The 26,387-nt window shown below is 32.5% G+C and carries 24 protein-coding genes and 3 tRNA genes; 20 read left to right on the forward strand and 7 right to left on the reverse strand.

Going from position 1 to position 26,387, the window contains the following annotated elements; translation table 11 throughout:
• The first annotated feature begins 62 nt into the window (after nt 1-62).
• Genes selD through LW133_RS02130 form a run of 4 tightly spaced genes read left to right on the forward strand, consistent with a single transcriptional unit; the run spans nt 63 to nt 3,024 of the window.
• Complete coding sequence (selD, locus tag LW133_RS02115) at nt 63-1,013, forward strand: selenide, water dikinase SelD (protein ID WP_233076186.1); 951 nt, start codon at nt 63-65, stop codon at nt 1,011-1,013.
• A 12-nt stretch (nt 1,014-1,025) separates the two neighbouring features.
• Nucleotides 1,026-1,661: a hypothetical protein gene (locus LW133_RS02120; RefSeq protein WP_233075942.1), complete on the forward strand. Its 636-nt coding sequence runs from the start codon at nt 1,026-1,028 to the stop codon at nt 1,659-1,661.
• The gene (locus LW133_RS02125; protein ID WP_233075943.1) at nt 1,661-2,278 is read left to right on the forward strand and encodes a 6-pyruvoyl trahydropterin synthase family protein; all 618 of its coding nucleotides are present in this window, start codon (nt 1,661-1,663) and stop codon (nt 2,276-2,278) included. The genes LW133_RS02120 and LW133_RS02125 overlap by 1 nt, the downstream gene beginning before the upstream one ends.
• Nucleotides 2,272-3,024: a 7-carboxy-7-deazaguanine synthase QueE gene (locus LW133_RS02130; protein WP_233075945.1), complete on the forward strand. Its 753-nt coding sequence runs from the start codon at nt 2,272-2,274 to the stop codon at nt 3,022-3,024. Before LW133_RS02125 ends, LW133_RS02130 begins: the two co-directional genes overlap by 7 nt.
• A 20-nt stretch (nt 3,025-3,044) precedes the next feature.
• On the opposite strand, the gene LW133_RS02135 is transcribed toward LW133_RS02130, so the two are convergent.
• The 6 genes from LW133_RS02135 to LW133_RS07370 all read right to left on the reverse strand — a co-directional run bounded on the left by LW133_RS02135 (nt 3,045) and on the right by LW133_RS07370 (nt 8,451).
• On the reverse strand, nt 3,045-3,776 hold the full coding sequence (locus LW133_RS02135) for a TerC family protein (protein ID WP_233075947.1): 732 nt from the start codon (nt 3,774-3,776) through the stop codon (nt 3,045-3,047).
• Complete coding sequence (corA, locus tag LW133_RS02140; RefSeq protein WP_233075949.1) at nt 3,777-4,736, reverse strand: magnesium/cobalt transporter CorA; 960 nt, start codon at nt 4,734-4,736, stop codon at nt 3,777-3,779.
• Between the two features lie 3 nt (nt 4,737-4,739).
• Entirely contained in the window at nt 4,740-5,954 is a 1,215-nt protein-coding gene (locus LW133_RS02145) for a phosphoglycerate kinase (RefSeq protein WP_233075951.1), read from the reverse strand.
• Nucleotides 5,955-5,991: 37 nt separating this feature from the next.
• Nucleotides 5,992-7,260: a glucose-6-phosphate isomerase gene (locus LW133_RS02150; protein ID WP_233075954.1), complete on the reverse strand. Its 1,269-nt coding sequence runs from the start codon at nt 7,258-7,260 to the stop codon at nt 5,992-5,994.
• An 8-nt stretch (nt 7,261-7,268) separates the two neighbouring features.
• The gene (gene gap, locus LW133_RS02155; RefSeq protein ID WP_233075956.1) at nt 7,269-8,255 is read right to left on the reverse strand and encodes a type I glyceraldehyde-3-phosphate dehydrogenase; all 987 of its coding nucleotides are present in this window, start codon (nt 8,253-8,255) and stop codon (nt 7,269-7,271) included.
• 70 nt (nt 8,256-8,325) lie between these two features.
• Nucleotides 8,326-8,451 (reverse strand): hypothetical protein, encoded by a 126-nt coding sequence (locus tag LW133_RS07370; RefSeq protein WP_269843708.1) that lies wholly within the window; start codon nt 8,449-8,451, stop codon nt 8,326-8,328.
• A 28-nt stretch (nt 8,452-8,479) separates the two neighbouring features.
• On the opposite strand from LW133_RS07370, the gene LW133_RS02160 reads away from it, so the two are divergent.
• The 15 genes from LW133_RS02160 (at nt 8,480) to LW133_RS02230 (ending at nt 20,184) form a co-directional block, all read left to right on the forward strand.
• Complete coding sequence (locus tag LW133_RS02160; RefSeq protein ID WP_233075962.1) at nt 8,480-8,764, forward strand: HU family DNA-binding protein; 285 nt, start codon at nt 8,480-8,482, stop codon at nt 8,762-8,764.
• A gap of 26 nt (nt 8,765-8,790) precedes the next feature.
• Nucleotides 8,791-8,866: transfer RNA gene (locus tag LW133_RS02165), tRNA-Arg, on the forward strand.
• 35 nt (nt 8,867-8,901) lie between these two features.
• A complete protein-coding gene (gene ndk / locus LW133_RS02170) occupies nt 8,902-9,315 on the forward strand; it encodes a nucleoside-diphosphate kinase (protein WP_233075964.1) in 414 nt (137 codons plus the stop codon).
• A 6-nt stretch (nt 9,316-9,321) separates the two neighbouring features.
• The gene (locus tag LW133_RS02175) at nt 9,322-9,672 is read left to right on the forward strand and encodes a DUF177 domain-containing protein (protein WP_233075965.1); all 351 of its coding nucleotides are present in this window, start codon (nt 9,322-9,324) and stop codon (nt 9,670-9,672) included.
• A gap of 3 nt (nt 9,673-9,675) precedes the next feature.
• On the forward strand, nt 9,676-9,828 hold the full coding sequence (gene rpmF, locus LW133_RS02180; protein WP_233075966.1) for a 50S ribosomal protein L32: 153 nt from the start codon (nt 9,676-9,678) through the stop codon (nt 9,826-9,828).
• Nucleotides 9,829-9,840: 12 nt separating this feature from the next.
• Nucleotides 9,841-10,839: a phosphate acyltransferase PlsX gene (gene plsX / locus LW133_RS02185; RefSeq protein WP_233075968.1), complete on the forward strand. Its 999-nt coding sequence runs from the start codon at nt 9,841-9,843 to the stop codon at nt 10,837-10,839.
• Between the two features lie 3 nt (nt 10,840-10,842).
• On the forward strand, nt 10,843-11,820 hold the full coding sequence (locus LW133_RS02190) for a beta-ketoacyl-ACP synthase III (RefSeq protein ID WP_233075970.1): 978 nt from the start codon (nt 10,843-10,845) through the stop codon (nt 11,818-11,820).
• Between the two features lie 251 nt (nt 11,821-12,071).
• A complete protein-coding gene (gene purD, locus LW133_RS02195; protein WP_233075971.1) occupies nt 12,072-13,352 on the forward strand; it encodes a phosphoribosylamine--glycine ligase in 1,281 nt (426 codons plus the stop codon).
• Nucleotides 13,339-13,803, forward strand: a complete 465-nt coding sequence (locus tag LW133_RS02200; protein WP_233075972.1) for an RDD family protein — start codon at nt 13,339-13,341, stop codon at nt 13,801-13,803. The genes purD and LW133_RS02200 overlap by 14 nt, the downstream gene beginning before the upstream one ends.
• Nucleotides 13,804-13,807: 4 nt before the next feature.
• Complete coding sequence (locus tag LW133_RS02205) at nt 13,808-16,084, forward strand: LPS-assembly protein LptD (protein ID WP_233075975.1); 2,277 nt, start codon at nt 13,808-13,810, stop codon at nt 16,082-16,084.
• Nucleotides 16,085-16,114: 30 nt separating this feature from the next.
• On the forward strand, nt 16,115-18,199 hold the full coding sequence (locus tag LW133_RS02210; RefSeq protein WP_233075977.1) for a polyribonucleotide nucleotidyltransferase: 2,085 nt from the start codon (nt 16,115-16,117) through the stop codon (nt 18,197-18,199).
• A gap of 112 nt (nt 18,200-18,311) precedes the next feature.
• Nucleotides 18,312-18,623, forward strand: a complete 312-nt coding sequence (locus tag LW133_RS02215; RefSeq protein WP_233075979.1) for a F0F1 ATP synthase subunit C — start codon at nt 18,312-18,314, stop codon at nt 18,621-18,623.
• Nucleotides 18,624-18,647: 24 nt separating this feature from the next.
• A tRNA-Leu gene (locus LW133_RS02220) sits at nt 18,648-18,732 on the forward strand.
• A 14-nt stretch (nt 18,733-18,746) separates the two neighbouring features.
• Nucleotides 18,747-18,833, forward strand: a tRNA-Leu gene (locus LW133_RS02225).
• 172 nt (nt 18,834-19,005) lie between these two features.
• The gene (locus LW133_RS02230; protein WP_233075983.1) at nt 19,006-20,184 is read left to right on the forward strand and encodes a pyridoxal phosphate-dependent aminotransferase; all 1,179 of its coding nucleotides are present in this window, start codon (nt 19,006-19,008) and stop codon (nt 20,182-20,184) included.
• Between the two features lie 77 nt (nt 20,185-20,261).
• On the opposite strand, the gene LW133_RS02235 is transcribed toward LW133_RS02230, so the two are convergent.
• Nucleotides 20,262-22,817, reverse strand: a complete 2,556-nt coding sequence (locus LW133_RS02235; protein WP_233075984.1) for an autotransporter outer membrane beta-barrel domain-containing protein — start codon at nt 22,815-22,817, stop codon at nt 20,262-20,264.
• Nucleotides 22,818-23,027: 210 nt separating this feature from the next.
• On the opposite strand from LW133_RS02235, the gene carB reads away from it, so the two are divergent.
• Complete coding sequence (carB, locus tag LW133_RS02240) at nt 23,028-26,294, forward strand: carbamoyl-phosphate synthase large subunit (protein WP_233075988.1); 3,267 nt, start codon at nt 23,028-23,030, stop codon at nt 26,292-26,294.
• Nucleotides 26,295-26,387: the final 93 nt, after the last annotated feature.

A 26,387-nucleotide genomic window follows, 5' to 3' on the forward strand; every position in this document is an offset into this window, starting at 1 on the left:
TTACGCATTTTGTACAGTGTGCAGGGTGAGCTGGAAAAGCAGGTCCGGGAGATCTTTCACAAATTTTTTCTAGCTTAAGCCAACCACAAAATCCAAACCTTGTTGCAGGTTTTGAGCACAATGAGGATTGTGGAATTTATCAGATTGATTCTAATAATTTTTTGTTGCAAAGCGTGGATTTTATTACTCCAGTGGTAGATGATCCTTATATTTATGGAAAAATTGCTGCAGCAAATGCTTTGAGTGATATTTTTACAATGGGGTCTGAAGTGCAAACCGCATTAAATATATTGATGTGGGATAGAGAGCATGTAAGCAAGGAGGCGTTAGGGGAAATTCTAAAAGGTGGTATGGAAAAGATAATAGAATCTAATGCTGTTTTATTAGGAGGGCATACCATTATTGATAGGGAGCAAAAATATGGACTTAGTGTGAGTGGAATCGCACAAAAATTTTGGAAAAACAATACTGCAAAAATCGGTGATGTTTTGATTTTATGTAAGCCTATTGGTAGTGGTATTATTACAACTGCACTTAAAAAAGAAAAACTCTTGTTATCTCAAGCACAAATTTGTATAGATTCTATGCAGCTTTTGAATTTATATGCAATGCGTGTTGCAAAAAATTATCCTATTAGCGCATGTACCGATATTACTGGTTTTGGGTTAATTGGGCATATTTATGAAATGTGTAGAGAAGATTTAGGAGTAAATCTTTTTGTAGATAGCGTGGCGATTTTTCCACAGGTAACGGAACTAATCTTGCAGGGGTGTGTTTCAGGTGGTAGTAAAAACAATAAAGCCTATTATGAAAAATATGTTAAAAAAGAAAAAGAAATGCAAGAAGATATCTTTTTGTATGATGCACAAACTTCAGGTGGAATTGTTTTTGCTTTGTCAAAAGAAAAGGCAAAATTTCTACTTGATGAGTTGAAAAAAACAAAGTATGAATATGCAAGTATTATTGGCGAGTTTGTACCACGAAGAGGTGATTGTGCAATCGTATTGGGATAATGGAGGATTTTTTTGAGAATCTTAAGTATTGTGGGATTATTTTTGTTATTTATGACAGGTTGTGTGAAATTGAATATGGGATATTATTCAGTATTACAAAAAGATTATCGTTTTAATATTAATGCGCCTTTGGTGATTATGCATGATACAAATGATTTGTTATCGGCATATTATGTAGATTTGATTATTTATGAATTGCAAAAAAGAGGGTTTAATAGCATTTATAAGCAAAATGAGTTGCATCTCTCTGGAGCTAGAAATGCGGTATATATTCGTCTTTTTAAGGATATACGATCCTATCCTAGCGTGAGTTATAATTATAGTGTAATTAATGATGGTGTGGTTTCATCTTGTTATTTTTATGGTGAAAAGTTTTATTGCGATAATTCTCCACAAAAAAGTTTTAATTTGACAGATTTTTCGCAACGCACTAATTATGCTTTGAGTTATCATTTTACGCTTGATTGGTATGATTTAAACACAAAACGGCGAATTATGTATGTTGATGGAAGTGTGCAGGGGAAAACTTGTGGTTATAATTATGTATTTAGAGATTTGATTTATCATACAATTAATCGTATGGATTTTACGCGTGAAGAAAACTATAATTATACCTCTCCTTTGCCTTATTATTGGGTTTGTGATTAATGATTATTAGAAGAAGTTTTAATTTTTGTGCTGCACATATTGTGAGAAATTGCACATCAGAGCGTTGTTCAAGAAGTTTGCATGGACATAATTATAAAGTTGAGGTGTTTGTAAGTGCTAAAAAACTTGATAATGCGGGAATGGTGTTAGATTTTGGAATCTTTAAAAATCAGATTGCGGAGTTTATTGATAGTTTTGATCATGCACATCACTTTTGGAATAAAGAAAATGAAGAAGTAAAAAATTTTTATCGTATGCATTCCAAACGCTATGTGGAATTGAGTGTTAATCCTAGTGCAGAAAACTATGCATTATTATTTTTGTATTTTATAAATAAGATTTTAGGTGCGATGCAATATGAAAATAATGAAGGGGAGATTATATTAGAATCTGTGCGCGTACATGAAACAGAAAATGGTTATGCAGAGGCTTTTAAAGAAGATCTAGATAATATTGATTTTATGCGTGAAATAAATTTGGAGAGTATTGTTTTTTCTAAAGGAATTATGGAAGTATGGAAAGATAGAAAGATGATGGATAAAATGAAGAATTATTATATTATAGGCGGAGAAAAACCTTTTAAAAATCCTATTCCTACACAACAGATTCTATGTTAAAAATTGTAGAAATTTTTTATAGTATTCAAGGGGAGGGAAAATATATTGGAAGCCCTAGTGTTTTTGTGCGTGTGGGATTATGTAATCTTAAATGTAGGGGCTTTGGGCAAGAAATTTCCTATAGAGGAAAGAGACTTGTAGGCTGTGATAGTATTTATGCAGCTAATGCAGCTTTTAAGGAGGAATGGACAAATTTTAATAATGCAAAGGATTTGATTGAAGCGATCAAAAAAGTTGCAAAAACACAATATTATGATATTGTTTTGACAGGAGGGGAACCAAGTTTATATTTTGATAACCCTGTACTTTTGGAAACCTTAGAGTATTTTTTGGCAAGATCTCATCGTATTTGCGTGGAGAGTAATGGGAGTATATATTTTACTTTTAATGAGATTTTAAAACAAATTGAATTTACTTTGAGTGTGAAATTAAGCAATAGTTTGGAGGAAAAAAATAAGCGTGTAAATATTCCCGCGATACAAAATATTTTAGATCATGCAAAAGATGTAGTTTTTAAATTTGTTATAGATGAAGCATTATGTCAAGAAGAGAAGGGGATCAGTGAGATCAATGAGATTTTATCACAAATTTCTGGGAGCTATGAAGTATATTTAATGCCAATGGGAAGTGAGACTATAGTGCTTGATAGGAATATTCAAGCAATTCTTCCATTATGCTTAAAATATAATTTTAAACTTACAGATCGACTACATATTAGAATCTGGGGAGATAAAAGAGGGGTGTAATTGCCTCTATATTTTCTAGATTATTTATTTTTATAGATAATAATGCATTGCACAACAAGAGCAAAGCCCATTGCAAAATAAATAAAATTTTTTGAAAAATGGATTTTAAAACTATCTAGCATTAAAGTTGCACCAATTAAAATCAATATACAAAGTGCCAAAACTTTGATAGAAGGGTGATGATGTATAAAATTTGTAATATACCCTGATACAAAAAGCATAATAAGCACGGTAATAATGATCGCTATACTGGCAAGAGAGATAATGTGTTGAGATTTTGTGGTAATATCTTGTAACATTCCAACTGCAGTAATCACAGAATCTAGAGAAAAAATAATATCTAGGATTCCAATTTGTATAACACTTAACCAAAAGTTTGTTGAGTTTTTGGTATCAAGAGTGGAATATTCTTGAGTTTTGAAAGAGAGTTCTTTGAGTTCTACAATACTTTTATAAATTAAAAAGGCTCCACCACAAAAAAGAAATAAATCTTTTCCAGAAAATGAAAAATTTGCAAAATACACTAAAGGAGAAGTAAGTGTAACAATCCAAGTAATAGAAAAAAGTAGAGCAATGCGCATAAACATTGCTAGAATAAGTCCTAAAATTCTTGCCTGATCTCTTTTTTTTTGAGAAAGTTTTGAAGTTGCAATAGCGATAAAAACAAGATTATCAATTCCCAAAACAACTTCTAATGCAATAAGAATACATAAAACCCCCCATGTGCTTGGATCATAAATCCATGCAAACATTTATAACCAGCCTTTTTTCTTAAAATATAAAACAGGAAGAATGGTTGATACCACCATTACAATAATTGCAATTGGATAGCCAAAAGCCCATTCTAGTTCAGGCATATTTTTGAAGTTCATTCCATAGATTGTTCCAATGAGTGTGGGGGGCATCATAGCCATGGTTGCAACGGTAAAAAGTTTGATGATTTTGTTTTGTTCGATATTGATTTGGTTAGTAAATAGACTTTGTACATTATCCAAAATATTCATATTAACTGTTGCGAATTCTACAAGAGAATTAAGGTCTTTTAATACAATATTGAGATTTTTTTTGGTATCCATGTCAATTTTATCACTTTTTAAAAGCGCAGTAATCGCCCTTCTTTTGTCAGCTAGAGAATCTCTTACGCTCATATTAATTTCTTGTAAGTTTGAGAGGCGTTGTAAAATATTTGTGTAATCAGGTTGATCTTTGTCAAAAACTTCTTTTCTTAATATTTTTGTTTCATGGCCTACTTCTTCTAACATATCCGCATCTTTTTCAACACGTACTTCATAGATTTTACTGATAAGATCAAAGCCATCTTCAAAATTTTTAGGACTAGCTAAAACTCTTTGTTGAATTTCATCAAAAACCTTGAAATCCCCATATCTAATAGTAAATAAGATTCCATTATAAAGGATAAAAGTTACAGTCTCATTGTGAAGCTGCAATTTGGCAGGACGCACTAAAAAAAAACTATTAATAGTTACACTAGTGCTATCTTCCCAATATCTTGCACTTTGCTCGATTTCTTCTCTTTCTTCTTTGGTGGGGATATCAAGCTTATAGGTTTTAGCAATATATGCAACCTCTTCAAAGGTAGGGTGCAATAAATCAATCCATAAAATAATTTGATCTTTGAGTTGTATGGTATCTGTATTGCTAAAGCTTTCTCTTACAACAAGAGAGTTTTTTTTGATAAAAATATTCATCATTTTTTAAGCCTTTTTATCAAGCACTTCAAAAGCTGGTAAAATTTTTCCCTCTAAAAGTTCGAGTGAAGCACCTCCACCAGTAGAGATAAAACTCATATTTTCTCTTTCACCTGCCTTATCTACCGCATCAGCCGTATCACCCCCACCAATGAGCGAAAATGCATAAGAATCGCTAATTGTATGTGCAATAGAGAAAGTTCCACGAGAAAACTTTGGATTTTCATAGATTCCTAATGGTCCATTCCAAATAATTGTTTGGCTTGCACGAATTACTTGATTGAATAATCTTGTTGTAGCAGGACCGATATCTACTGCCATAAAACCTTGCGGAATATCTTGTGATGGTGAAGTTTGTATATTAGCATTATCTTCTAAGCTATTTGTGCTAATTACATCTACAGGAAGATAGATTTTTACTTTCTTTTGGACTGCTAAGGCAAGGATTTTTTTAGCATCTTCTAGTAATCCATCTTCAACAAGAGATTTTTGCATATCATAACCAAGTGCCTTTAAAAACGTATTGCTCATTGCACCACCAATAATTACTTTATCTACAACATCAAGAATATTATAAAGAAGTGCTAATTTAGAGCTTACTTTGCTACCTCCTACAATAAGTAGCACAGGTTTGATAGGATTAAAAAGTGCTTTGGCAAAAGAATCGATCTCTTTTTTTAGCAATAATCCCGCGACTTTTTGCGCTGTAAATTTTGCGATTCCATAAGTACTGGCATGTGCTCTATGACTTGTTCCAAAAGCGTCATTGACAAAAACATCGCATAGTAAAGCAAGCTTTTTGCCAAATTCTGTATCATTTTGTTCTTCTTCAGGATAAAATCGGATATTTTCTAGCAAAATGATTGATTGATTATCAAGTGTATTTTGTAAATCTTTTGCTTGCTCGATTGTTTCTGCAAAAGTGATATTCTTGTTTAATAAACGCTCTAAGCGTTTAAGAATGTGTCGCAAAGAATGTTTATGATCTCTAGACTTTGGTCTGCCAAGATGGCTTACTAAAACAATATTTTTTACATGATTATCAATACAATAATTAATTGTTGGTAATGCTTCTCTAATCCTTGTATCATCTGAAATATTAAATTCCTTATCCATAGGGACATTAAAATCTACACGAATTAAGATCCTTTTGTTTGTAATATCTATATCTTTAATACTTTGAGTTTGTTGCATAAGGTTAATGCCGGCTACTTGTAACATAGAGAACTCCTTATTTTTTTGGTTATTTTATCAAAAATTAAAACATTTTTTTAAGCAGAACTTTTCCGTATTCTACTCCTGGTTGATCATAAGTATTGATATTTAAAATCACTCCCACTGCAGATGTTAAAAGTTCAAAATAAATAATTAATCTTCCAACACTATTTTCACAAAGTACGTCAATTTCTATACAGTCTGTAGGGATTTTTTCATTTTGTATGGCTTGCATGGTTGCAATTTGCTGCATGTTAAGAAGTTTGGCAAAAGAAGTTCCATTGACAAAATTTGTATCTTCTAGATATTCTAGAGAAAGATTGGGAATTTTTGGTTTAGCATATTTGGCTTGATTGAGACTAATAAATGTAATGGTTTTATCCATAACGCCCTGTGTAATGAGTTGCAAAAATGAGTGTTGGTCAATACTGCCAATTAGGCTAATTGGAGTAAGTCCAACTTTTTTGCCATAAATATCAATTTTACCAAGAGATTCTCCCCAGAGTTGCACAAACCAAGCATTAAAATTTTTAAAAACACTAGAGTAGGAAAAAAGAATATTTATAGGATAACGTTCTTTGTTTTTTGCAAGAAAAATTGCTTTTTTTAATACATGCTCTTCTTTACGTTGTAAAAAATTTTTTTGAAAATTATATGCTCCTTCTAGAATCTTTTCTACATCATACCCCAAAAGTTTGAGTGGCAAAATTCCCACAGTGCTTAATATGGAAAAGCGACCACCAATATTTTTATTAATTCCAAAACATTGAAATGCATTTTTTTGCGCAAAATTCCAAAGAGGAGAAAAATCATCAGTGATAAAAATGAGATGTTTTTTGTAAGCAGAATCCATAAGATTGTATTTGTTGATTACAAACTTGAGTAAAGATGAAGTTTCAATTGTGGTGCCAGATTTTGAAATCGTAATAAAAAGAGTGCTTTTTAAAGAAATTTTACTGAGATTTTTTTGAATTTCAATAGGGTCAGTATGCTCTAAAAAACGTAGTTTTATAGGTTTTCTTGATTCTAGGTGTTTGAGCATACCATCAATGGCTTTAAGTCCAAGGGAACTACCCCCAATTCCTATAATTACGATATTTCTTATATTTTCTAAAAAAGTAGAGTTTTTTTGAATAAAATCATTAGAATCTTGTATTGCTCTTTTATCACTAGTAAGATCGTAGTAGCCTGTTTTTTTTTGATGGATTTCTTCTTGCAAGAGATGAAATACTTTATCTAAAGCATTCTTGTTGGGTTTTGCAAGATTATTGTCTAGGGTATTTTTATCAAAAAAATGTGTAAAATTTAACATTTATACCCTTAGAAATCCATCATATATGCACACATATCTACAAGTCGATGGGAATATCCCATTTCATTATCATACCAAGCAAGAACTTTTGCAGTATTTCCCTGTACTAAGGTTTTGTCTGGGACAAAAATCGCACTGTAGCTTGATCCAATAAAATCGCTTGATACACATTTTTCTTCATCTATAAGTAAGAGATCTTTGAGATAGCTTTGTTCTGCTTCTTTAAAGGCCGCATTGATTTCTTCTTTGGAAGCTTGTTTTTCTAGATTTAAAGTGAGATCTACCAAACTTACATCAGGAGTTGGTACACGGATTGCAAATCCATTAAGTTTTCCATTAAGCTCAGGCATAACAAGACCAATGGCTTTTGCAGCACCAGTGCTTGTGGGAATCATATTGAGTGCAGCAGCTCTAGCACGGCGTATATCTTTGTGTTTTACATCAAGAAGATTTTGGTCATTGGTATAGCTGTGGATAGTTGTCATGAGACCATTTTGGATTCCAAAGTTTTGGTGTAAAACCTTTGCGATTGTAGCGAGACAATTTGTGGTACACGAAGCATTAGAAATTACAGACTCGTTGTTATAAGAAGTATGATTTACTCCGAAAACAAAAGTAGGAGTGTTTTCTGCAGCAGCTGAAATAATAACTTTTTTGACATTATTTTTGATATGTTGAGATGCCTTATCAAGTGCATTAAACTTTCCTGTACATTCTATTACTGCTTCTGCACCATAAGGAGAAAAATCTAGAGAAGCAATATCTCTATTGCTTACGATTTTTACATTTTTGCTATTTCCTATTGTTAGAGTAGTATCATCATTTTTTTTAACTTCATAGTGTTTATGTACAGAATCATATTTGATTAAATGTAAAAGAGTATCAATGTCTGCTGTAGTATTTATTGCGCTAATTTCCATATCTTGACGCGATCCAATAATCCTAGCAACACACAAACCAATTCTACCTGTTCCATTAATAGCAATTTTTTTCATTTATATCCTTAAAATTCAAAACAAAGTTTGTAAAAATTGTTATTGAAATATTGTAATGGGAATATTATACTTAAAAACAAATACTTTTGTAAAGTTGGTAAAATCCCAAAAACTGCTTTAAAAACGCTTGATTTTTAAAAAAAAACTGTGTAGAATAACGCGTTTTTGAAACAAAAACATCATTCAAATGAAACATAGATACTCATTTTAGGGAGGAACTAAAGATGAATAAGGCAGAATTTGTTGATTTAGTAAAAGAAGTTGGTGATTATACAACCAAGAAAGATGCAGAAAATGCAATAAATGCATTTGTTGTATCTATTGAAACTGCACTAGCAAAAAAAGAAAGTGTTGAATTGGTTGGTTTTGGTAAGTTTGAAGCAGTATTGCAAAAAGGCAAGGAAGGAAAAGTTCCTGGAAGCGATAAAACTTATAAAACAGCTGATAAAATGGTTCCTAAGTTTAAACCTGGAAAAGGTTTAAAAGATTTAGTATCTAAAGCGAAGTAACCTTCCCCTCCTTTTGGGAGGGAAATATCCCCGTAGCTCAGTGGATAGAGCGTACGATTCCTAATCGTAAGGCCGTGGGTTCAAATCCCTCCGAGGATACCACTTATATTTAAGTTAATTTATTTTTGGAGAAATTGATGGAGCAAACACTATCAATCATTAAACCCGATGCAGTAAAAAAGGGTGTAATTGGAAAAATTATAGATAGATTTGAAAGTAATGGTTTGCGTATTGCAGCGATGAAGAAAATATCTTTAAGCTTACAAGATGCGCAACAATTTTATGCAATTCATAGGGAAAGACCTTTTTTTAATGATCTTGTACAGTTTATGATAAGCGGTCCTGTTGTTGTTATGGTGCTAGAAGGTGAAGGTGCTGTTGCAAAAAACCGTGCATTAATGGGTGCTACAAATCCAAAAGAAGCTGATAAGGGAACAATTAGAGCAGATTTTGCTGATAGTATTGATGCAAATGCTGTACATGGAAGCGACAGTTTGGAAAATGCAAAAATTGAAATTAATTTCTTTTTCGCTAAACGAGAAATTTGTTAAATTGTTATGAAAATATCTTTTCGAAAAATTACTTCGCAGCCTAAACAGTATGTTTTTGATACACGAGGGTTACGCTTAGAATGTGAAATTTTTCGAAAATTTAATAATCTTTTTGTCTTAAAGGGAAATTTAAGTGGTTCTATTATTTTAGAGTGCTTTAGGAGTGGCGAAGAGTTTGAAAAAACTATTGCGCAAGAGTTAGTTTTGTATATTTCAGATGGAATGTGGGATATACAAAGCCAATCTAAACTTGATAGCTTTGATGTTATAGAATTTTTTGATGGCTTTATAGATATCGAAACAATTGTTTCTGATGAAATAGAACTAATAAAATCAGATTATTATACTAAGGAGTAAGACATGGCAGTTCCTAAGAGACGCGTGAGTAAAACAAGAGCAGCTAAGAGAAGAACACATTATAAAATTACTTTAGCAACACCAGTTAGAGATAAAGACGGCAGCTGGAAAATGCCACATCATATCAATAAGTTTAATGGTTCTTACAAAGCATAATTTGAGGTTTTGATGATAAAAATAGCAGTTGATGCAATGGGGGCAGATAATGGGGTAAAACCCATTATAGATGGAGTAAAACAAGCACTTCTTCATAAAGATATTTTCATCTATTTGGTTGGAAATTCTGAACAAATACATCCTCATTTAAATTCAAGAGATTTTGGAAATCTTGCTTCTCGAGTGGGAGTTGTTCATTGCGATGATTATATACGAATGGAGGAGCAGGCCTCTAGTGCAGCAAAAAGGAAAGATTCTTCAATTTATATTGCTACAGAAATGCTAAAAAATCAAGAAGTTGATGCATTAATTTCTGCTGGTCATAGTGGGGCTACAATGAGTTTAGCAACCTTGAGATTAGGGCGAATTAAAGGAGTGAGTAGACCTGCGATTTGCACAATGATGCCAACAACTTCAGGTAAACTAAGTTTAGTATTAGATGCTGGAGCGAATACAGATTGTAAACCAGAATTTTTAAGAGATTTTGCCTTGATGGGATATGAATATTCTAAACATGTTTTAGAAAATACGAATCCAAGTGTAGGTTTGCTTGCTAATGGTGAGGAAGATACAAAGGGCAATGAATTGACTAAAGAGACATTTAAACTTTTAAAAGCTTATGGATTTTTTAAGGGAAATGTTGAAGGTAATGATATTTTTAATGGTACTGTAGATGTGATTGTATGCGATGGTTATACAGGAAATGTAAGTTTAAAGGTAAGTGAAGGGGTAGCAAGTTCTGTGATGCATCTTTTAAAAACTGGTATTAAAGAATCTTATGTAGCTATGCTAGGAGCATTTTTATTAAAAAGTGTTTTTAAGAAAATGAAGCAAACAATAGATTATGCAGAATATGGTGGTGCTCCGTTGCTTGGAGTTAGTGGAAATGTAATTATTAGTCATGGAAAAAGCAATGCTAGAGCTATCGAGTGTGCTATTTATCAGGCAATAAAAACAATAGATTCTCAAATTATTCAAAGAATTGAGGAATCTTTTGGAAATAGAGAATAAGATTTGAAAATGTATGCTGCTTTAAAATCCATTGCTTCCTATGTTCCTAAAAATCAAGTAACAAATTTTGATCTTGAAAAACAGATTGATACTTCACATGAATGGATTGTTGAGCGCACAGGAATTAGTAGTAGATTTTTTGCCAGTAAAGATGAAAATACTAGCGATTTGGCTGTAAAGGCGGGCAAGATTGCAATACAAAGAGCTGGGTTAAAACATCAAGATATTGATATGGTAATTGTAGCTACGTTAAGCCCTGATTACTTGACAATGCCTTCTACAGCATGTTTAGTAGCAGCAAAGCTTGGCATTATTAATAAACCTGCATTTGATATTTCTACAGCTTGTACAGGGTTTATTTACCTTCTTTCTATTGCTAAAGCTTTTATTGAATCAGGAGGTTATAACAATATCCTTATCATTGGTGCAGAAAAAATTAGTTCAATTTTGGATTTTAGTGATCGCACAACCTGTGTACTTTTTGGTGATGGAGCAGGTGCTGCTATTGTGGGACGCACAAATGAGAAAAAAAAATCTATTTTAGATGTGCATATAGCAGCTGATGGGAATTATTCTAACTTGCTATGCACCCCAAGGAATACTCTACAAGATCAAGCAAAACAATTTTTGCAAATGAAGGGCAATGAAGTTTTTAAACTTGCTGTAAAAACACTTGCAAGTGATGTGGAAAATATTCTACAAAAAAATCATATTACTCCACAAGAAATCAAATATTTTATTCCTCATCAAGCAAATCTAAGAATTATTAATGCTGTGGGTAATCGCCTCAATTTTCAAGATGAACAAATTGTATTAACAGTGCAAAAATATGGGAATACTTCGGCTGCAAGCATTCCTATGGCAATTAATGATGTTTATGAGAGTGGAAAATTGGATTCAGGAGATTTAATTTTACTTGATGCATTTGGAGGAGGGTTGACTTGGGGGTCTGCTTTAGTTTATTTTGATGGTAGGAGATAAATTCATTCCTTAAAAACCATTTTTATTTAGTATAATTTTACCGCCTGGATAATGCGTGTTTTTTAAATGTTCGTCCGTTAATCATAAGTATTTTAGGTTATGGTAGTAAGTTTTGTGTGTTCAGTATTTTTGTTTGAAGCCTTAGGGATTAGAATCTGCTGCCTAAAGAATTTCTCCTAGCCTTGTTTGTTGTAGCTTTTGGGCTCACACTTTAAATAACGCTTGTCTGGGTATTTTATTAAAGGATGATAATGAAAAATATTTTGATTCTTGGTAGCGGTGGAAGAGAATATGCAATTGCCCTTCATTTGTTAAAAGATAAATTTGTAGATAATCTTTATTTTACTCCAAATAATGCTGGTGTTGCTAGACTAGGTAAAATTTTAGAATACAAAACTCCTCAAGAATTGATAGAAAAAATTCAAGATTTAAAAATTGATTTTGTGATTGTTGGTCCTGAGGCATATATTGTTGATGGAATTACAGATTTATTGCACATAGCGGGTATCAAAGTGTTTGGGCCTAGTAAAAAAGCTGGTATGCTAGAGGGGTCTAAGGCGTATATGAAAGATTTTGTTACACGCTATAATGTTCCCACTGCACGCTATATTCAAACCACAGATCTTAAAGAAGCAATTGCATTTTTGAAAAATCTTACCCCTCCTTATGTTTTAAAGGCTGATGGTTTATGTGCTGGAAAGGGTGTTTTAATTTTGGAAGATTTTAATGAGGCGGTGAGAAATTTAGAGGAAATGCTTAGTGGAAAGGCTTTTGGAGATAGTGGAAAGTGCGTGGTAATTGAAGAATATCTTGAGGGGTTTGAGCTTTCTGTTTTTGCTGTTTGTGATGGAGAGAATTTTCAGGTTCTGCCTGCATGTCAAGATCATAAAAGATTGTTAGATAATGATGAGGGTCCAAATACCGGTGGAATGGGTGCATATTCTCCTGCCCCATCTTGTGATATAACTTTGATGGAAAAAATTAAAAATAAAATTTTAAAACCAACTTTAGATGGCTTATTGAAAGAAGGCAATCCGTTTTGTGGCATTTTGTTTGCCGGGATTATGGTGCAGGAAAAAAATGGAGAATTAGAGCCTTTTTTGCTGGAATATAATGTGCGTTTTGGTGATCCGGAATGTGAAGTTTTGATGCCATTGTTAAAAACACCATTAAGGGAAATTTGTGAACATGTTTTTGAAAAAAAGCTAGATTCTTTAAAAATTGAATTTTATCCAAAAAGTGCAATGGCTGTTGTGGTGGCTTCAAAAGATTATCCTTATACAAAAAGTATCCCGATGCCTATTAGTTTTAAGGATTATGATTCTACACTTGGACATATTGTTTTTGCTGGAGTGGATGAAATTGATGGTAAATTGTATGCTACAGGTGGTAGAGTGCTTCTTTGTGTGGGGATTGGTGAAAATGTTCTAGAAGCAAGGAATAATGCATATAAACTTATTGAGAGTGTGTATTTTGAAGGAATGCACTATCGTAAAGATATTGGATATAGGGTTTTAGATGCGATTAAGTGATGAAAAAATAGAAGAAATTTTATTTAGGGAAAAGCTTCAAGTAGCACCATTTTCGAAACGAGCTTTAGCTTTTTTGATTGATGAGATTATTATTTCCATGTTGTTTGTTTTTATTTTTTATGCAGATTTTACAAGTTTTGGGGAAGATAGAGCTGAATTGTTGCAGATGATTTCCCATACTATGATTTATCTTATTTTGTTGAAATATGCTTATCATAGTATTTTTACATTTTTTTATGGTGCTAGTATAGGAAAACTTTTTGTAAAAATTAAAATTATTCAAATTGATAGTTTAGATACGCCTGATTTATTCACATCTTTATTGCGATGTTTTTTTCGTTTATTAGGGCAAGAATTATTGTATATAACTTACTTTTTTGCGTCGGGTGATCGTTTTGTGAGGACTTTGCACGATCGTTTTGTGAGGACCATTGTGATACTTCAGGATTAGATGTGTGAAAAATATTTTTATATTTTTTTTATTATGCTGTGTTATTTTTGCTGAAGTAGGATTGGAAAAATTTGATAAAGATGACAATAAAATTTTTGAGTTGTTAGCAGATAAGGTTTATCAAAAAGATCAGAAGATTCATGCCGAAGGCAATGCAGTATTACTTAATAATGATATTTATATTATTGCTCAAAAAATTATTTATGATCAAGCTGCGCGTAAGGCAGAGGTGGAAGGTGATGTGAAGATTTATAAAGGCGGTAATCTTTATGCACAATCTAAAAAAATGCTTTTAAATGTTAGTGAAAATTATATGCTTATTGAGCCTTTCTATGTCCAAGATACTGAAACTGGAATGTGGATTAATGCAAAATTTGCAGATAGTTCAAATAAAAAATATTACTTTAAAAGAGCTGTGATTTCTGGTTGTAGTATTGAAAGACCTGTGTGGCATATGAATGTGAGTTCAGGAAGTTTTGATTCTGAGAAATCTATTTTGAGTATTTGGAATCCCACTTTGTATTTAGGCTCTGTTCCTGTGTTTTATTTTCCTTATTTGCGACTTTCTGTAAAAGATGAGCGTTCTACTGGATTTTTGTATCCGCAGTTTGCTTCTTCTAGTCGTGAAGGTTTTATTTATATGCAACCTTTTTATTTAGCCCTACAAAAATTTTGGGATATGACTTTTACACCTCAAGTTAGGACACAAAGAGGTGTTGGAGGGGAAGTAGAATTGCGAATTGCTGATCCATCTAACAATCTTTTTTATTTTAAGACAGGGTATTTTTATAATAAAAAATCTTATGTAGAAGAATTTAATTTAAGAAATAAAGAGGTTTTTGGATTTGAGTTTTTTTATAGCAACGAGAACCCTTTACAAAAATATTTCGGTGTTAAACATCCTTTTAAAAATGGTTTATTCCTTGATTTTTTATATATGAATGACTTGGACTATCTACGACTTGAACAATTTAATGCAAGAATTACAGATGGTACAAGGGTGTCAAAGGCTAATGTTTTTGCACAAACACAAGATCATTATTTTGGATTAAATTTTCGTTATTTTTTAAACCTTAATAAAATTAACAATGATACTACATTTCAGACTTTGCCTAATGTACAATATCATAAATATTTAGATAATCTCTTTTTTAAAGATTTATTGTATTCTGTGGATTATGGTTTTAGAAATACCTATAGAGATGTTGGGTATGGATATGTGGAAAATAGTTTAAAAATTCCTGTGGGTATGCAATTTTCTTTACTAAAAAAATATCTTTCTCTTGGGATATGGTCGGATTTATATATTAGTAATTTAGGAATTAATAATTCTTCAAAAAGCTATATTAATAAAGATATTACTACGCGTGGTTTTGGGAATTTTGTATCGACAAATCTTCATGTTATTTTAAATACAGATCTAGCAAAATCTTATGATAAGGTTTTTCATGTTATGCAGTTTGAAGCATCTCTTACAATACCTTATTTTAAACATTCTGATGGTTTATTGCATGAAAAATTTTTTACTTCTAATGACTACGGACAATATTACAATAAGGCAACAGGGCAATATAATATTAATGGAAATTTTTATAATGATATTTGGAATCCATCGACATTAGGTGAATATGTTACTACTTTAAAAAGATTAGATATGAAAATGATGCATTATTTTTATGGTATTGGAGGCAAAGAGCTTTTTTATTGGCGTATTTTACAAGGATTAAATTTTGATGATCCTGTCGCATTTTACCGCAATCCCCTTGAAAATAAAATTGGTTTTTCTCCAGTAGATGGCCTGGATTTATCTGCAATTTTTTCTTATTCTTTTTATTATCAAAATATTCAAGAAATTTCTATTAGTGCTACTTACAACAGAAAATATTTAAAAAGTGGAATTACTTACTATATTAAGAATCAATTTATTGATATTACTACACTTAAACAAGCAACAACATCAGCTAATTATTTATCATTTAATTTTAGCAATGATTTTGGATATTTTGGACTTAATGCTTCAGCGAGTTTAAATTTTAATAATTGGGGAAAATATCGTGATTATTCTACTGTGGTTACTAATTGGTCAGTTGGAATTTTTAAAAATATTCGTTGCTTTGGATTTGCATTAAAATTAGCAAGTCAGCGTACCCCAATTCTTACAAATGATACAAATTCTGGAGGTTATGCTTCAAGTGTTTTGAATAATACTTATATTAAATTTGAATTTAGTTTTGTGCCATTAGCACAAACTGGTTTAACTTATCGATTCTATAATAAATAATGGCATAATAATAAAAAAATAAGGCAGGAAATGCAAGAAATAAATGTTACTCTTAAAGACTTTCAAGAAAAGTATCAATTAAATTATGTGGCAAGACAAGCAAGTGGCTCTGTATTTTATCAGAATGGAGGCACGGTAATTTTAGCTAGTGTAGCAATTGATGACAAAGATGTGGAGGGAGATTTTTTACCTCTTAGTGTCCAGTATATTGAAAAAGCATATGCAGTAGGGAAGTTTCCTAGTGGTTTTGTCAAAAGAGAAGGAAAACCGGGGGAATTTGAGGTTTTAACTTCGCGTATTATTGATAGGACTTTGCGGCCACTTTTTCCCAAAAATTATAAAAGATCTACACATATTAGTATTTTTGTGTTGAGTTATGATAAAAAAAGTGATTTACAGGTTTGTGCTTTAAACGCTGCAGCAAATGCGCTTTTGGTTTCAGAAGTACCTTTTAGTATTCCTGTGGCTGCTACAAGGATTGCAAGAATTAATCAAAAATTTATTATAAATCCTAATATTGAAGAATTAATACAGTCTAAAATGGATTTATATATATCAGGAAGTTTTGAAGATTTATTGATGATTGAGATGAAGGGGGCAAGTACACAAGAAGATGGTATTAATGAGGAATTGCTTTTAGAGGCTATAGAGCTAGCTAGAGAAAATAATAATAAGCTTTGTAAACAATATCAAGAAAAGATTCAACCATACAAGAAAACCATGCTTCTACTTTCAGAAGAAAAAGGTTTATTTATTACAGAAATTTATGATTTTATACAAAAAAATTATCATGAAAAAGTAAAAAAAATTCTCAATCAAATGTCCAAGAGTGAGCGTAATATGCAGTTAGATTCTCTAGGAGTAGAGATTTTTGAAAATTATAAAGAAGAAAAATCTTGGGAATTAGAGCAGGTGCAAACTACGCTTAATCAATATAAAAAAAATATCATGCGTCAACAAGTTTTAGAGAAAGGAATCCGTGCAGATGGTAGAAATACTAAAGAGGTGCGATCTATTAGTATAGAAACTAATATTTTGCCATATACGCATGGGAGTGTACTTTTTACAAGAGGGCAAACTCAAAGTCTTGTTGTGGCGACATTGGGTAGTGAAAATGATGCACAAGGTAGAGATGGTTTAAGTCTTTCTATGCAAAAAGAGTGTTTTACATTCCATTATAATTTTCCAGGTTTTAGTGTTGGTGAAGCATCTATGATTGGTTCTGTAGGAAGACGCGAATTAGGACATGGAAATCTAGCAAAAAAAGCTCTTGAAGACAGTATTGTGGATAAAACAAGGGTCTTGCGTCTTGTATCAGAAATTTTGGAATCCAATGGTTCAAGCTCCATGGCTAGTGTATGCGGAGGGTCTTTGGCAATGTGTGCTTGCGGCTTAGAAAATACAGGACTTATTGCAGGTGTTGCAATGGGATTAATTAAAGAGGGGGAAAAATATGCAATTTTGACAGATATCATGGGATTAGAAGATCATGATGGAGATATGGATTTTAAAGTTGCAGGTAATAAAGATTATATTACTGCAATGCAGATGGATATTAAGTTGGGTGGTATAGAGTTAAAAATTCTTAAAGAGGCACTCTATCAAGCAAAAGAGGCTAGAATGTATATTTTGGATATTATGGAAGATGCAAAAAGAAAGATAAAAATTAATAATTCTATTTTGCCAAAAATTGAAGTTTTTAAAGTACCTGCAAATAAGATTATTGATATTATTGGTGCTGGTGGAAAAACTATTAAAGAAATTATTGAGAAATTTAACATTAGTATAGATTTGGATCGTGAAAAAAATGAGGTAAAAATCTATAGCACTAATGCTGTAAATGCTTCTGAAGCTAAAAATTATATTTTATGTCTTATTGGAGAGCAGCAAATTTATCAAGAAAATGAAGAAATAGAGGGGATAGTAAAAAAGGTTGTAGATTTTGGTATTTTTGTTTCTTTGCCACGAGGTGGAGGTGATGGATTGTTGCATATTAGTAAATTTACACAGAACAAAAGTGAAAAATCAAGTGATTATTTTAAAGAGGGGCAAAGTGTTAAATGTAGAATTATAGGATTTAACAAAGGAAAAATTGATTTAGATATAATAAAATAATAGAGTTTTAAGGTTTTTTAAGGTTTTTTTTGTAATAATATCAAACTAGATTTTGAGTAGGGGACTTGATCCGAAAGAAAGTAGATTTTTAATTTTTATTAGGAGTATAGTTATGAGATTTTTTCTTGCTATGTTTTTAGGTATGGTTGGTTTTGCATTTGCAGATGATGCAAGTGGAACTGATATGATTAAGGCTTTTTCGGTATTGGCAGCAGTAGTAGGATTAGGGATTGCAGCATTAGGTGGCGCGATTGGTATGGGTCACACAGCAGCAGCTACAATTTCTGGAACAGCTAGAAATCCTGGAATTGGTGGGAAATTATTTTCTACAATGTTTATTGCACTTGCTATGATTGAAGCACAGGTGATTTATACTCTAGTATTCGCAGCAATTGCACTTTATGGAAATCCTTTCTTAGGATAATTTGAAATCAAGGGAGGGGATTTTGCGCTGGTGGTGGAATTGGTAGACACGCCATCTTGAGGGGGTGGTGAGGCAACTCGTGCGAGTTCAAGTCTCGCTCAGCGCACCATGTTTTAAAAATTTGCCGAAGTGGTGAAATTGGTAGACGCGCCAGACTCAAAATCTGGTGGGGGCAACCCCGTGTCGGTTCGATTCCGACCTTCGGCACCATATCTTTAAGAATTGTTATTTTTATTATTTTAGGTTTTGTTTACATCTGTCATATTCTAATAGACTGCTATTTCTATTTTATTTTTTTCATATATATTTTTGTTTTTATTTTCTTTAATTTATTTATTTGTTTTTGTGTTATCATTGCTTAATTTTTTTTAGGATTGATATAATGAAATATTCAAATAAAATACTTAATTTAGCAGAATCAGCAACAATTGCTATTAGTACATTGGCACAAAATTTAAAAGCACAAGGTAAGGATATTTTAAGTTTTTCAACAGGAGAGCCAGATTTTGATACTCCAGAAAAAATTAAACAAGCTGCAATAAAGGCTTTAGAAGAGGGATTTACAAAATATACAGCAGTTGCTGGAATTTTAGATTTAAGAAGAGCGATTGCAGAAAAATTATTTAAAGAAAATTCCCTAAAATACGATCCATCAGAGATTTTAGTGAGTAATGGTGCCAAGCAATCATTATTTAATATTTTTCAAGCCTTAATTAATGAAGGAGATGAAGTGATCATTCCTGCTCCTTATTGGGTGACCTATCCAGAATTAGTGACTTATAGTGGAGGTAAAAATATTTTTATTAATACAGATGAGACGACACAATTTAAAATTACTCCGCAAATGTTGAAAAATGCTTTGAGTGCCAAGACAAAAATATTGGTTCTTACAACCCCATCTAACCCTACAGGAATGGTATATAATAAAGAAGAAATTAAAGCATTATATGAGGTAATCAAAGATACAAATATTTGGGTTGTTAGTGATGAGATGTATGAAAAACTTGTATTTGATGAGGAATTTTGTTCAGTTGCGAGTATCAATGAAGATATGTTACAACGCACAATTACAGTGAATGGATTGTCAAAATCTGTGGCAATGACAGGATGGCGTATAGGATATTTGGCAAGTAAAAATAAAGAACTTATCAAATTAATGGATAATCTTCAGAGTCAATGTACATCAAATATTAATTCTATCACGCAAAAAGCTTCTATTGTGGCGTTAAATGGTAGTGTTGATGACGATATAGAAAAAATGCGTCTTGCTTTTAAGGAACGGAGAGATTTAGCATGTAGCCTAATTGATTCTATACCTAGTCTTAGCGTGATGAAACCTCAAGGAGCTTTTTATCTTTTTATTAATTTAAAATCTTTAGAAATTTATAGAAACAATTCCATGGCCTTTGCAAAAGATTTATTAGAAGATCAAGGGGTTGCAATTGTTCCAGGTGTAGCATTTGGAATGGAGGGGTATGTGCGTTTATCTTTTGCATGCTCTGTGGAGCAGATTGAAAAAGGGATGGAGAGAATCAAAAATTTTATCGCTAAAATAAAATAATTTTTGCTACTTATAAAGATTCATGACTTAGTTTAAGACTAAGCCTTTTTAACTTATTATTTATTCTGTTTTATTTTTTAGCGTATAGCGCCCCTATTTACTTCTTTGAAGTGATTTCTATTTTTAAAAGAGCGTCTTTGTGGGTTTTTTTCTAGGTTTGGATCATAGGGTTGAAACACTTGTTTAGTGTTTCTTTTTCTTTGAACCTCTTTTGGCCTTACGCTATATCTACCTTTTGGTTTTTTGATAATTTGTCCAAATTTATATCGTAAACCCGTAGATAAGAGCCAGTAGGTATTGATTTTTCCAAAAAATTCTGTTTTAAAATCTGCAAAAAATCGCAAGCTATCATAAAAGAGTAAAACCTCTGCACCAAGCCCTAGCCCTAAATGATGTTGTCCTTTCTTATCGTTATTAAAAAGAGGAATATTTGCATCATCAATTAGCATAATTTTTCCTCCTGTATTTAAATCATAAGAATAAGTAATTTGCGTATTTGCTTTAACAGAAAAATTTCCATAATCATAGCGTTTTACCCCGAGTACGCCAATTTTTGTAATAAGTGCAGGAGAGGCATCAAGAGCAGATTTTACAGTGTAATTTGTTGTTTTGTCTAAAAAATCTAATCTTGCGTTGGATATGATTCCAGGGGTTAATGAGATAAATGGCTGAATATAAAAGCGACTATCCCTTACATAGCCTACAGAAATATCATTACGGCAAAAAAGTTTCCCATCTCCACCTTTTTTGCATTTTTGAATTGTTTTATTACGCGCATTTCTAAAAGGATAAAAACTATAGCCAATTCTTAAATTTACTAAGAAAATATTAGCATAAAAATCAAAAGGTGTCTTTGCTTGAATGAGACTATTTGTTGAGTGACCTAAAATGTATTTAATTTTTCCATCTATAAATAAATCATCATTTTTAATAAATCCCCCATAAAATCCAAAACCATAAGCTTTTGTAGATCCTGTATAACCTTTATCACTTCCAAAAAGCTCTAAAAAGTCAAAACTTCCTCCAAAAAAATATCGCATATCCTGGATATTTGCTCCATAGTCAAATCCACCTTGTAGGCTATAAAAAAGATTTTGTGTTGTTTCTTTTTTGTCAAAATCATTTTTTTGATAGATTCCACCACCATATACTTTAAACCATGCACCAAAATTCATAGGAGGAAAAAGAAGATCATTGATGCGATTATTAATACTATCTGCTTCAAGCTTGAAGATTCTATAAGGTATGGAGAAAATATTAAAAAGTGTTTTTGCAGTTTGATTGGGAACATAATCAATTTGTGCTAATACCCAGTCAGTCCCTCCACCTTGCCCTGGGATTTTTGCTAGTGTGGGGATATAGTTATAGATTCCCGTGATGGTTTCAAGCCCAATAAAATCCCCCTGTACTTCATTTGCATGGGCTACTATCATATTTTTTCCTGCTACATCAAAGCTAAGTCGTGAACCTTTTTGATAGAGTTGTATATAGTGATTGCCTGAAAGTTTTTCTGTGCTTACTTTATCAACCATTGCTTTTGGGACATCTGCCATCAAGCGAAATACCCCAGAATTTCCTTTTAGTTCTCTTTGGATTTTTAATTCACGCTTTTTGAAATCCGCATCGCTAGTAAGCCTAGAATTTTCTCCATCATCAGCAATTGTAGTAAAATCTACGACAGCAATTTTTTCGATATTTCCATATTGATTTTTTATATCATTGGCATTGTTATTTGCTACAAGAGTCCGTATCGCAGAATTAGCAGTTAAAAACCATTTTCCTCCCTTATCAAGTAATAGTTCCGCATTTGCTTGCCCTTGTAAAGAGAATCTCCCTTGGAAAAAACTCATAGGATTGGTTAGATGGATAATGGCTTCACTTTTTGTTGTAGATGCTAACTCTACAGCAATATCTCCTTTGAGTTGAATAATATTATTGGGATTGTAGGTGGTTTTTGTATCGGGATTGTAGTTAATATAAAAAACACCATTTCCACTAATACTTGTAATGCTACGATATCCTACACCAGAGCCATGCCATCCTAGAGATTTTTGCATTTTTGAGACATCAATAAAGGTGTTTTGATTAAAATAATATCCTCCATCTCCATCATTAACATTAAAAATTCCTCGTGTGATATAAAAATTTTCTGTGGCATCTACATAAATATCTGTGTTAAATTTAAAAATAGCAGGTAGATCTGAATGTCTGCGTCTTGTGAGAAATACTCCTTCTACAGGTGAAGCTGAGTGAGGATTTGGTAGAGAGAGGAGGTTTAGTCTAAAACTTCCACCTTTAATTTCATAAGTTTTTCCTCCCTCGCCTCGGAAAAATACTGCCGCCCAACTCCCATAATTCCCAGTGGTAGTAAGATTTACTGTAAGATTGGCATTATTATTTAGAGTAAGAGTATTATATGTACTAAAAATTGCTCCTGTGTAGCAGTCGCTTTGATCGGAATTACAGCCATAAAAGCCACCTGCCCCATTTGGGGTATTATCAAGGTTTATCTGTATATTTAGTGTAGTATCAGCATCGTATTTTTCTTGTATTTGTGTGACGGTTTTATTTGTAGCAGAAAAAAGTGGAGAAAAGAACAATGATATGAAAACAAGACACAGGCTTTTTTTCAAATAAATATTCCTTCGTGGTAGTTTTACATAATGTTTTAATTTAATTTTATTTCTAATTATAGAATCTTTTTTGATAGGTAAGTAATAATCGTTCCACAAAGAGAGAATTAGTAAAAAAGTGGAATAGAGCCAGTATAAAATACAATTTAAAAGCTTTTTTTTAGATTTTTATTAGTAAAATAGCAAAATTTTATATTCTAGGAAGGTAGCATGCCAAAGCGCAAAGATATCAAGACGATTTTGTTGATTGGGTCAGGTCCCATAGTTATTGGTCAAGCTTGTGAGTTTGATTATTCTGGTACACAAGCAGTAAAAACGCTAAAATCATTGGGATATCGGGTAGTTTTGATTAATTCAAACCCTGCGACAATTATGACAGATCCTGAATTTGCAGATAGAACTTATATTGAACCTATTACTGAGGAAATTATTGCAGCAATTATAAAAAATGAAAAAGTTGATGCTATCCTTCCTACTATGGGTGGACAGACTGCTTTAAATGTTGCTATGAAAATGTATGAAAAAGGTATGCTTGAGGGTGTGGAGTTTTTGGGGGCTAAGCCTGAAGCGATTAAAAAAGGTGAGGATCGACAAGCATTTAAAGAAGCGATGTTAAAAATTGGTATGGATCTTCCAAAATCTTTTTATGCATATAATGAAGAGCAAGCACTTGAAGCGATCAAAGAAATTGGTTTCCCTGTGATTATTCGTGCTAGTTTTACATTGGCTGGTGGAGGTAGTGGGGTAGCTTATAATATTGAAGAGTATAAAAATTTAGTAAAAATAGGGCTTGAAGCAAGTCCAATCAATGAAATTTTGATTGAAGAATCGTTGTTGGGATGGAAAGAATATGAAATGGAGGTAATCCGCGATAAGAATGATAATTGTATTATTGTATGCTCGATTGAAAATCTTGATCCCATGGGGGTGCATACAGGAGATTCTATTACCATTGCACCTGCTTTAAGTCTTACTGATAAAGAATATCAGCGTATGAGAGATTATTCTTTTGCAATTTTACGCGAGATCGGTGTGGATACAGGAGGAAGCAATGTGCAATTTGCTATTAATCCTAAAAATGGTAGAATGACGGTTATTGAGATGAATCCAAGAGTATCAAGAAGCTCGGCACTCGCATCAAAAGCTACGGGATATCCTATCGCAAAGGTTGCTACATTATTGGCAGTAGGGTTTAGCCTAGATGAAATTCAAAATGATATTACAGGCACGCCCGCAAGTTTTGAACCTAGTATCGATTATATTGTGACAAAAATTCCACGCTTTACTTTTGAAAAATTCCCACAAGCAGATTCTACGCTCAGTACTTCAATGAAGAGTATTGGTGAAGTAATGGCAATTGGTGCGAATTTTACACAAAGTTTGCAAAAAGCACTTTGTAGCCTAGAGACCGGATTATGTGGTTTTGATAGTATTAGCACAGATTTAGAATTTATCAAAAAGGAGATTCGTCGCCCAAATGCAAATCGCTTGCTTTATATTGCAGATGCTTATCGCTTAGGCATGAGTCTTGAAGAGGTTTTTGAATTAAGTCAGATTGACCCTTGGTTTTTGGAAAAAATTAAGGAAATTATTTTATTTGAAAATAAAGTTAATGTAGGAATCTTGCAGGAGAAATCCATAATGCTAGAGGCAAAAAAACTAGGTTTTAGTGACAAAATGCTTGCAAAATTAATTAGTAAAAACGATGGATTAGAAATTAGTGAAAATGAAGTTTATCAAGCAAGAAAAAATTTGGGGATTGAGCGTATATATGAGGAAGTGGATACCTGTGCAGCAGAGTTTGAAAGTTTAACACCTTATTTATATTCTAGTTTTTATGACTTTAATTTTCATCCTGAAAAAAAATTTACACAAGATAGAAAAAAAGTTTTGATTATTGGTGGGGGACCAAATCGTATTGGGCAGGGAATTGAGTTTGATTATTGCTGTGTGCATGCGAGTTTTGCGCTTGAGGATATGGGGGTGACAAGTATCATGTATAACTGTAACCCAGAGACTGTTAGCACGGATTATGATACTTCAGATATTTTATATTTTGAACCTATTAGTTTTGAATTTGTGCGTGCTGTATTAGAAAAAGAAAAGCCAGATGGTGTGATTGTGCATTTTGGAGGACAGACACCATTAAAACTTGCAAAAGAAATTACAAAATATGGTACAAAAATTATTGGAACTTCTGCAAAGGTGATTGATATTGCTGAAGACAGAGAAAAGTTTTCAAATTTTGTAAAAGAGTATGGATTAAGACAGCCAGAAAATGGAATTGCTTTTGCAAGAGATGAAGCACATTTAATTGCAAACCAATTAGGATTCCCAGTGCTTGTTCGTCCTAGTTATGTTTTAGGGGGGCGGGCTATGCGGATTGTGGAGAATGATGAAGAGTTGAGAGCCTATATGGAGGAGGCGGTAAAAGTTAGTGAAAATTCTCCAGTATTGATTGACAAATTTTTAGATGGTGCTGTTGAGCTTGATGTGGATTGTATTTGTGATGGCAATGATGTGTATATTGGTGGAATTATGCAGCATATTGAAGAAGCAGGAATACATAGTGGAGATTCTGCTTCTTCATTGCCTACAATCACGATTTCTCAAGATATGCTAGATGAAATTACGCAGACCACAAGTTTGATTGCTAAGGAAATGGGTGTTATAGGGTTGATGAATGTGCAGTATGCAATTTATAATCAAGAGCTTTATCTTATAGAAGTAAATCCTAGAGCCTCAAGAACTGTTCCTTTTGTGAGTAAGGCTACTGGTATGCCTTTGGCAAAAATTGCAACACGAGTGATGTGGCAAGGGAATTTAAAGGAAGCATTGGAATTTTATGGAGTATTTGGTAGTATAGAATATAAAAATGGTGTTTATCAGCCAAAGAAGAGTAAGCATATTGCAGTAAAAGAATCTGTATTTCCATTTAATAAATTGCAGGGTGCAGATTTATTGTTGGGACCAGAGATGAAGAGTACTGGCGAAGTAATGGGGATTAGTGAGAGTTTTGGATTGAGTTTTGCAAAAAGTCAAATGGCAAGTAAAAATACATTACCAATTTCTGGGAGAGTATTTTTATCGCTTAGTCATAAAGATAAAAAACATGCAGCAAATATTGCGAAGCGATTTAAGGAATTGGGATTTGAGATTTGTGCTACAAGTGGAACACAGGCTGTTTTAGAAGAAAATAAAATAGATTCTTTAAAAGTTTTAAAAATTTATGAAGGAAGACCAAATATTCAAGATATGATTACAAATGGTGAGATACATTTGGTGATTAATACGGTGGAAAATCAAAGCAGTAAAGAAGATTCTAAAATTATTAGAACACAGGTTTTAAAGAGTTCTATTCCTTATTTTACAACACTAGAGGGTGCAAGGGTTGCTAGTGAAGCTTTGGAGGAAATGCGCATTAAGGATGTAAATCAACCAAAAGCATTGCAAGATTTTTTAAAGGATAATCAATAATTTTTCTAGCACAAACGGATACGACAATAGGAATACTGGCCTTAGATTTTGAAAAAATCAATCAAATTAAGGGGCGTGATATTTCTCAAAGAA

This window comes from Helicobacter anatolicus (assembly GCF_021300615.1).
Classification (GTDB): domain Bacteria; phylum Campylobacterota; class Campylobacteria; order Campylobacterales; family Helicobacteraceae; genus Helicobacter_H; species Helicobacter_H anatolicus.

What these genes read in the sequence shown, in the direction of transcription:
- LW133_RS02125 (WP_233075943.1), top strand. Translation starts at nt 1,661, where the DNA reads ATGATTATTAGAAGAAGTTTTAATTTTTGTGCTGCACATATTGTGAGA.
- LW133_RS02130 (WP_233075945.1), top strand. Translation starts at nt 2,272, where the DNA reads ATGTTAAAAATTGTAGAAATTTTTTATAGTATTCAAGGGGAGGGAAAA.
- LW133_RS02135 (WP_233075947.1), bottom strand. Translation starts at nt 3,776, where the DNA reads ATGTTTGCATGGATTTATGATCCAAGCACATGGGGGGTTTTATGTATT.
- corA (WP_233075949.1), bottom strand. Translation starts at nt 4,736, where the DNA reads ATGATGAATATTTTTATCAAAAAAAACTCTCTTGTTGTAAGAGAAAGC.
- LW133_RS02145 (WP_233075951.1), bottom strand. Translation starts at nt 5,954, where the DNA reads ATGTTACAAGTAGCCGGCATTAACCTTATGCAACAAACTCAAAGTATT.
- LW133_RS02150 (WP_233075954.1), bottom strand. Translation starts at nt 7,260, where the DNA reads ATGTTAAATTTTACACATTTTTTTGATAAAAATACCCTAGACAATAAT.
- gap (WP_233075956.1), bottom strand. Translation starts at nt 8,255, where the DNA reads ATGAAAAAAATTGCTATTAATGGAACAGGTAGAATTGGTTTGTGTGTT.
- LW133_RS07370 (WP_269843708.1), bottom strand. Translation starts at nt 8,451, where the DNA reads ATGTTTCATTTGAATGATGTTTTTGTTTCAAAAACGCGTTATTCTACA.
- LW133_RS02160 (WP_233075962.1), top strand. Translation starts at nt 8,480, where the DNA reads ATGAATAAGGCAGAATTTGTTGATTTAGTAAAAGAAGTTGGTGATTAT.
- ndk (WP_233075964.1), top strand. Translation starts at nt 8,902, where the DNA reads ATGGAGCAAACACTATCAATCATTAAACCCGATGCAGTAAAAAAGGGT.
- LW133_RS02175 (WP_233075965.1), top strand. Translation starts at nt 9,322, where the DNA reads ATGAAAATATCTTTTCGAAAAATTACTTCGCAGCCTAAACAGTATGTT.
- rpmF (WP_233075966.1), top strand. Translation starts at nt 9,676, where the DNA reads ATGGCAGTTCCTAAGAGACGCGTGAGTAAAACAAGAGCAGCTAAGAGA.
- plsX (WP_233075968.1), top strand. Translation starts at nt 9,841, where the DNA reads ATGATAAAAATAGCAGTTGATGCAATGGGGGCAGATAATGGGGTAAAA.
- purD (WP_233075971.1), top strand. Translation starts at nt 12,072, where the DNA reads ATGAAAAATATTTTGATTCTTGGTAGCGGTGGAAGAGAATATGCAATT.
- LW133_RS02200 (WP_233075972.1), top strand. Translation starts at nt 13,339, where the DNA reads ATGCGATTAAGTGATGAAAAAATAGAAGAAATTTTATTTAGGGAAAAG.
- LW133_RS02210 (WP_233075977.1), top strand. Translation starts at nt 16,115, where the DNA reads ATGCAAGAAATAAATGTTACTCTTAAAGACTTTCAAGAAAAGTATCAA.
- LW133_RS02215 (WP_233075979.1), top strand. Translation starts at nt 18,312, where the DNA reads ATGAGATTTTTTCTTGCTATGTTTTTAGGTATGGTTGGTTTTGCATTT.
- LW133_RS02230 (WP_233075983.1), top strand. Translation starts at nt 19,006, where the DNA reads ATGAAATATTCAAATAAAATACTTAATTTAGCAGAATCAGCAACAATT.
- carB (WP_233075988.1), top strand. Translation starts at nt 23,028, where the DNA reads ATGCCAAAGCGCAAAGATATCAAGACGATTTTGTTGATTGGGTCAGGT.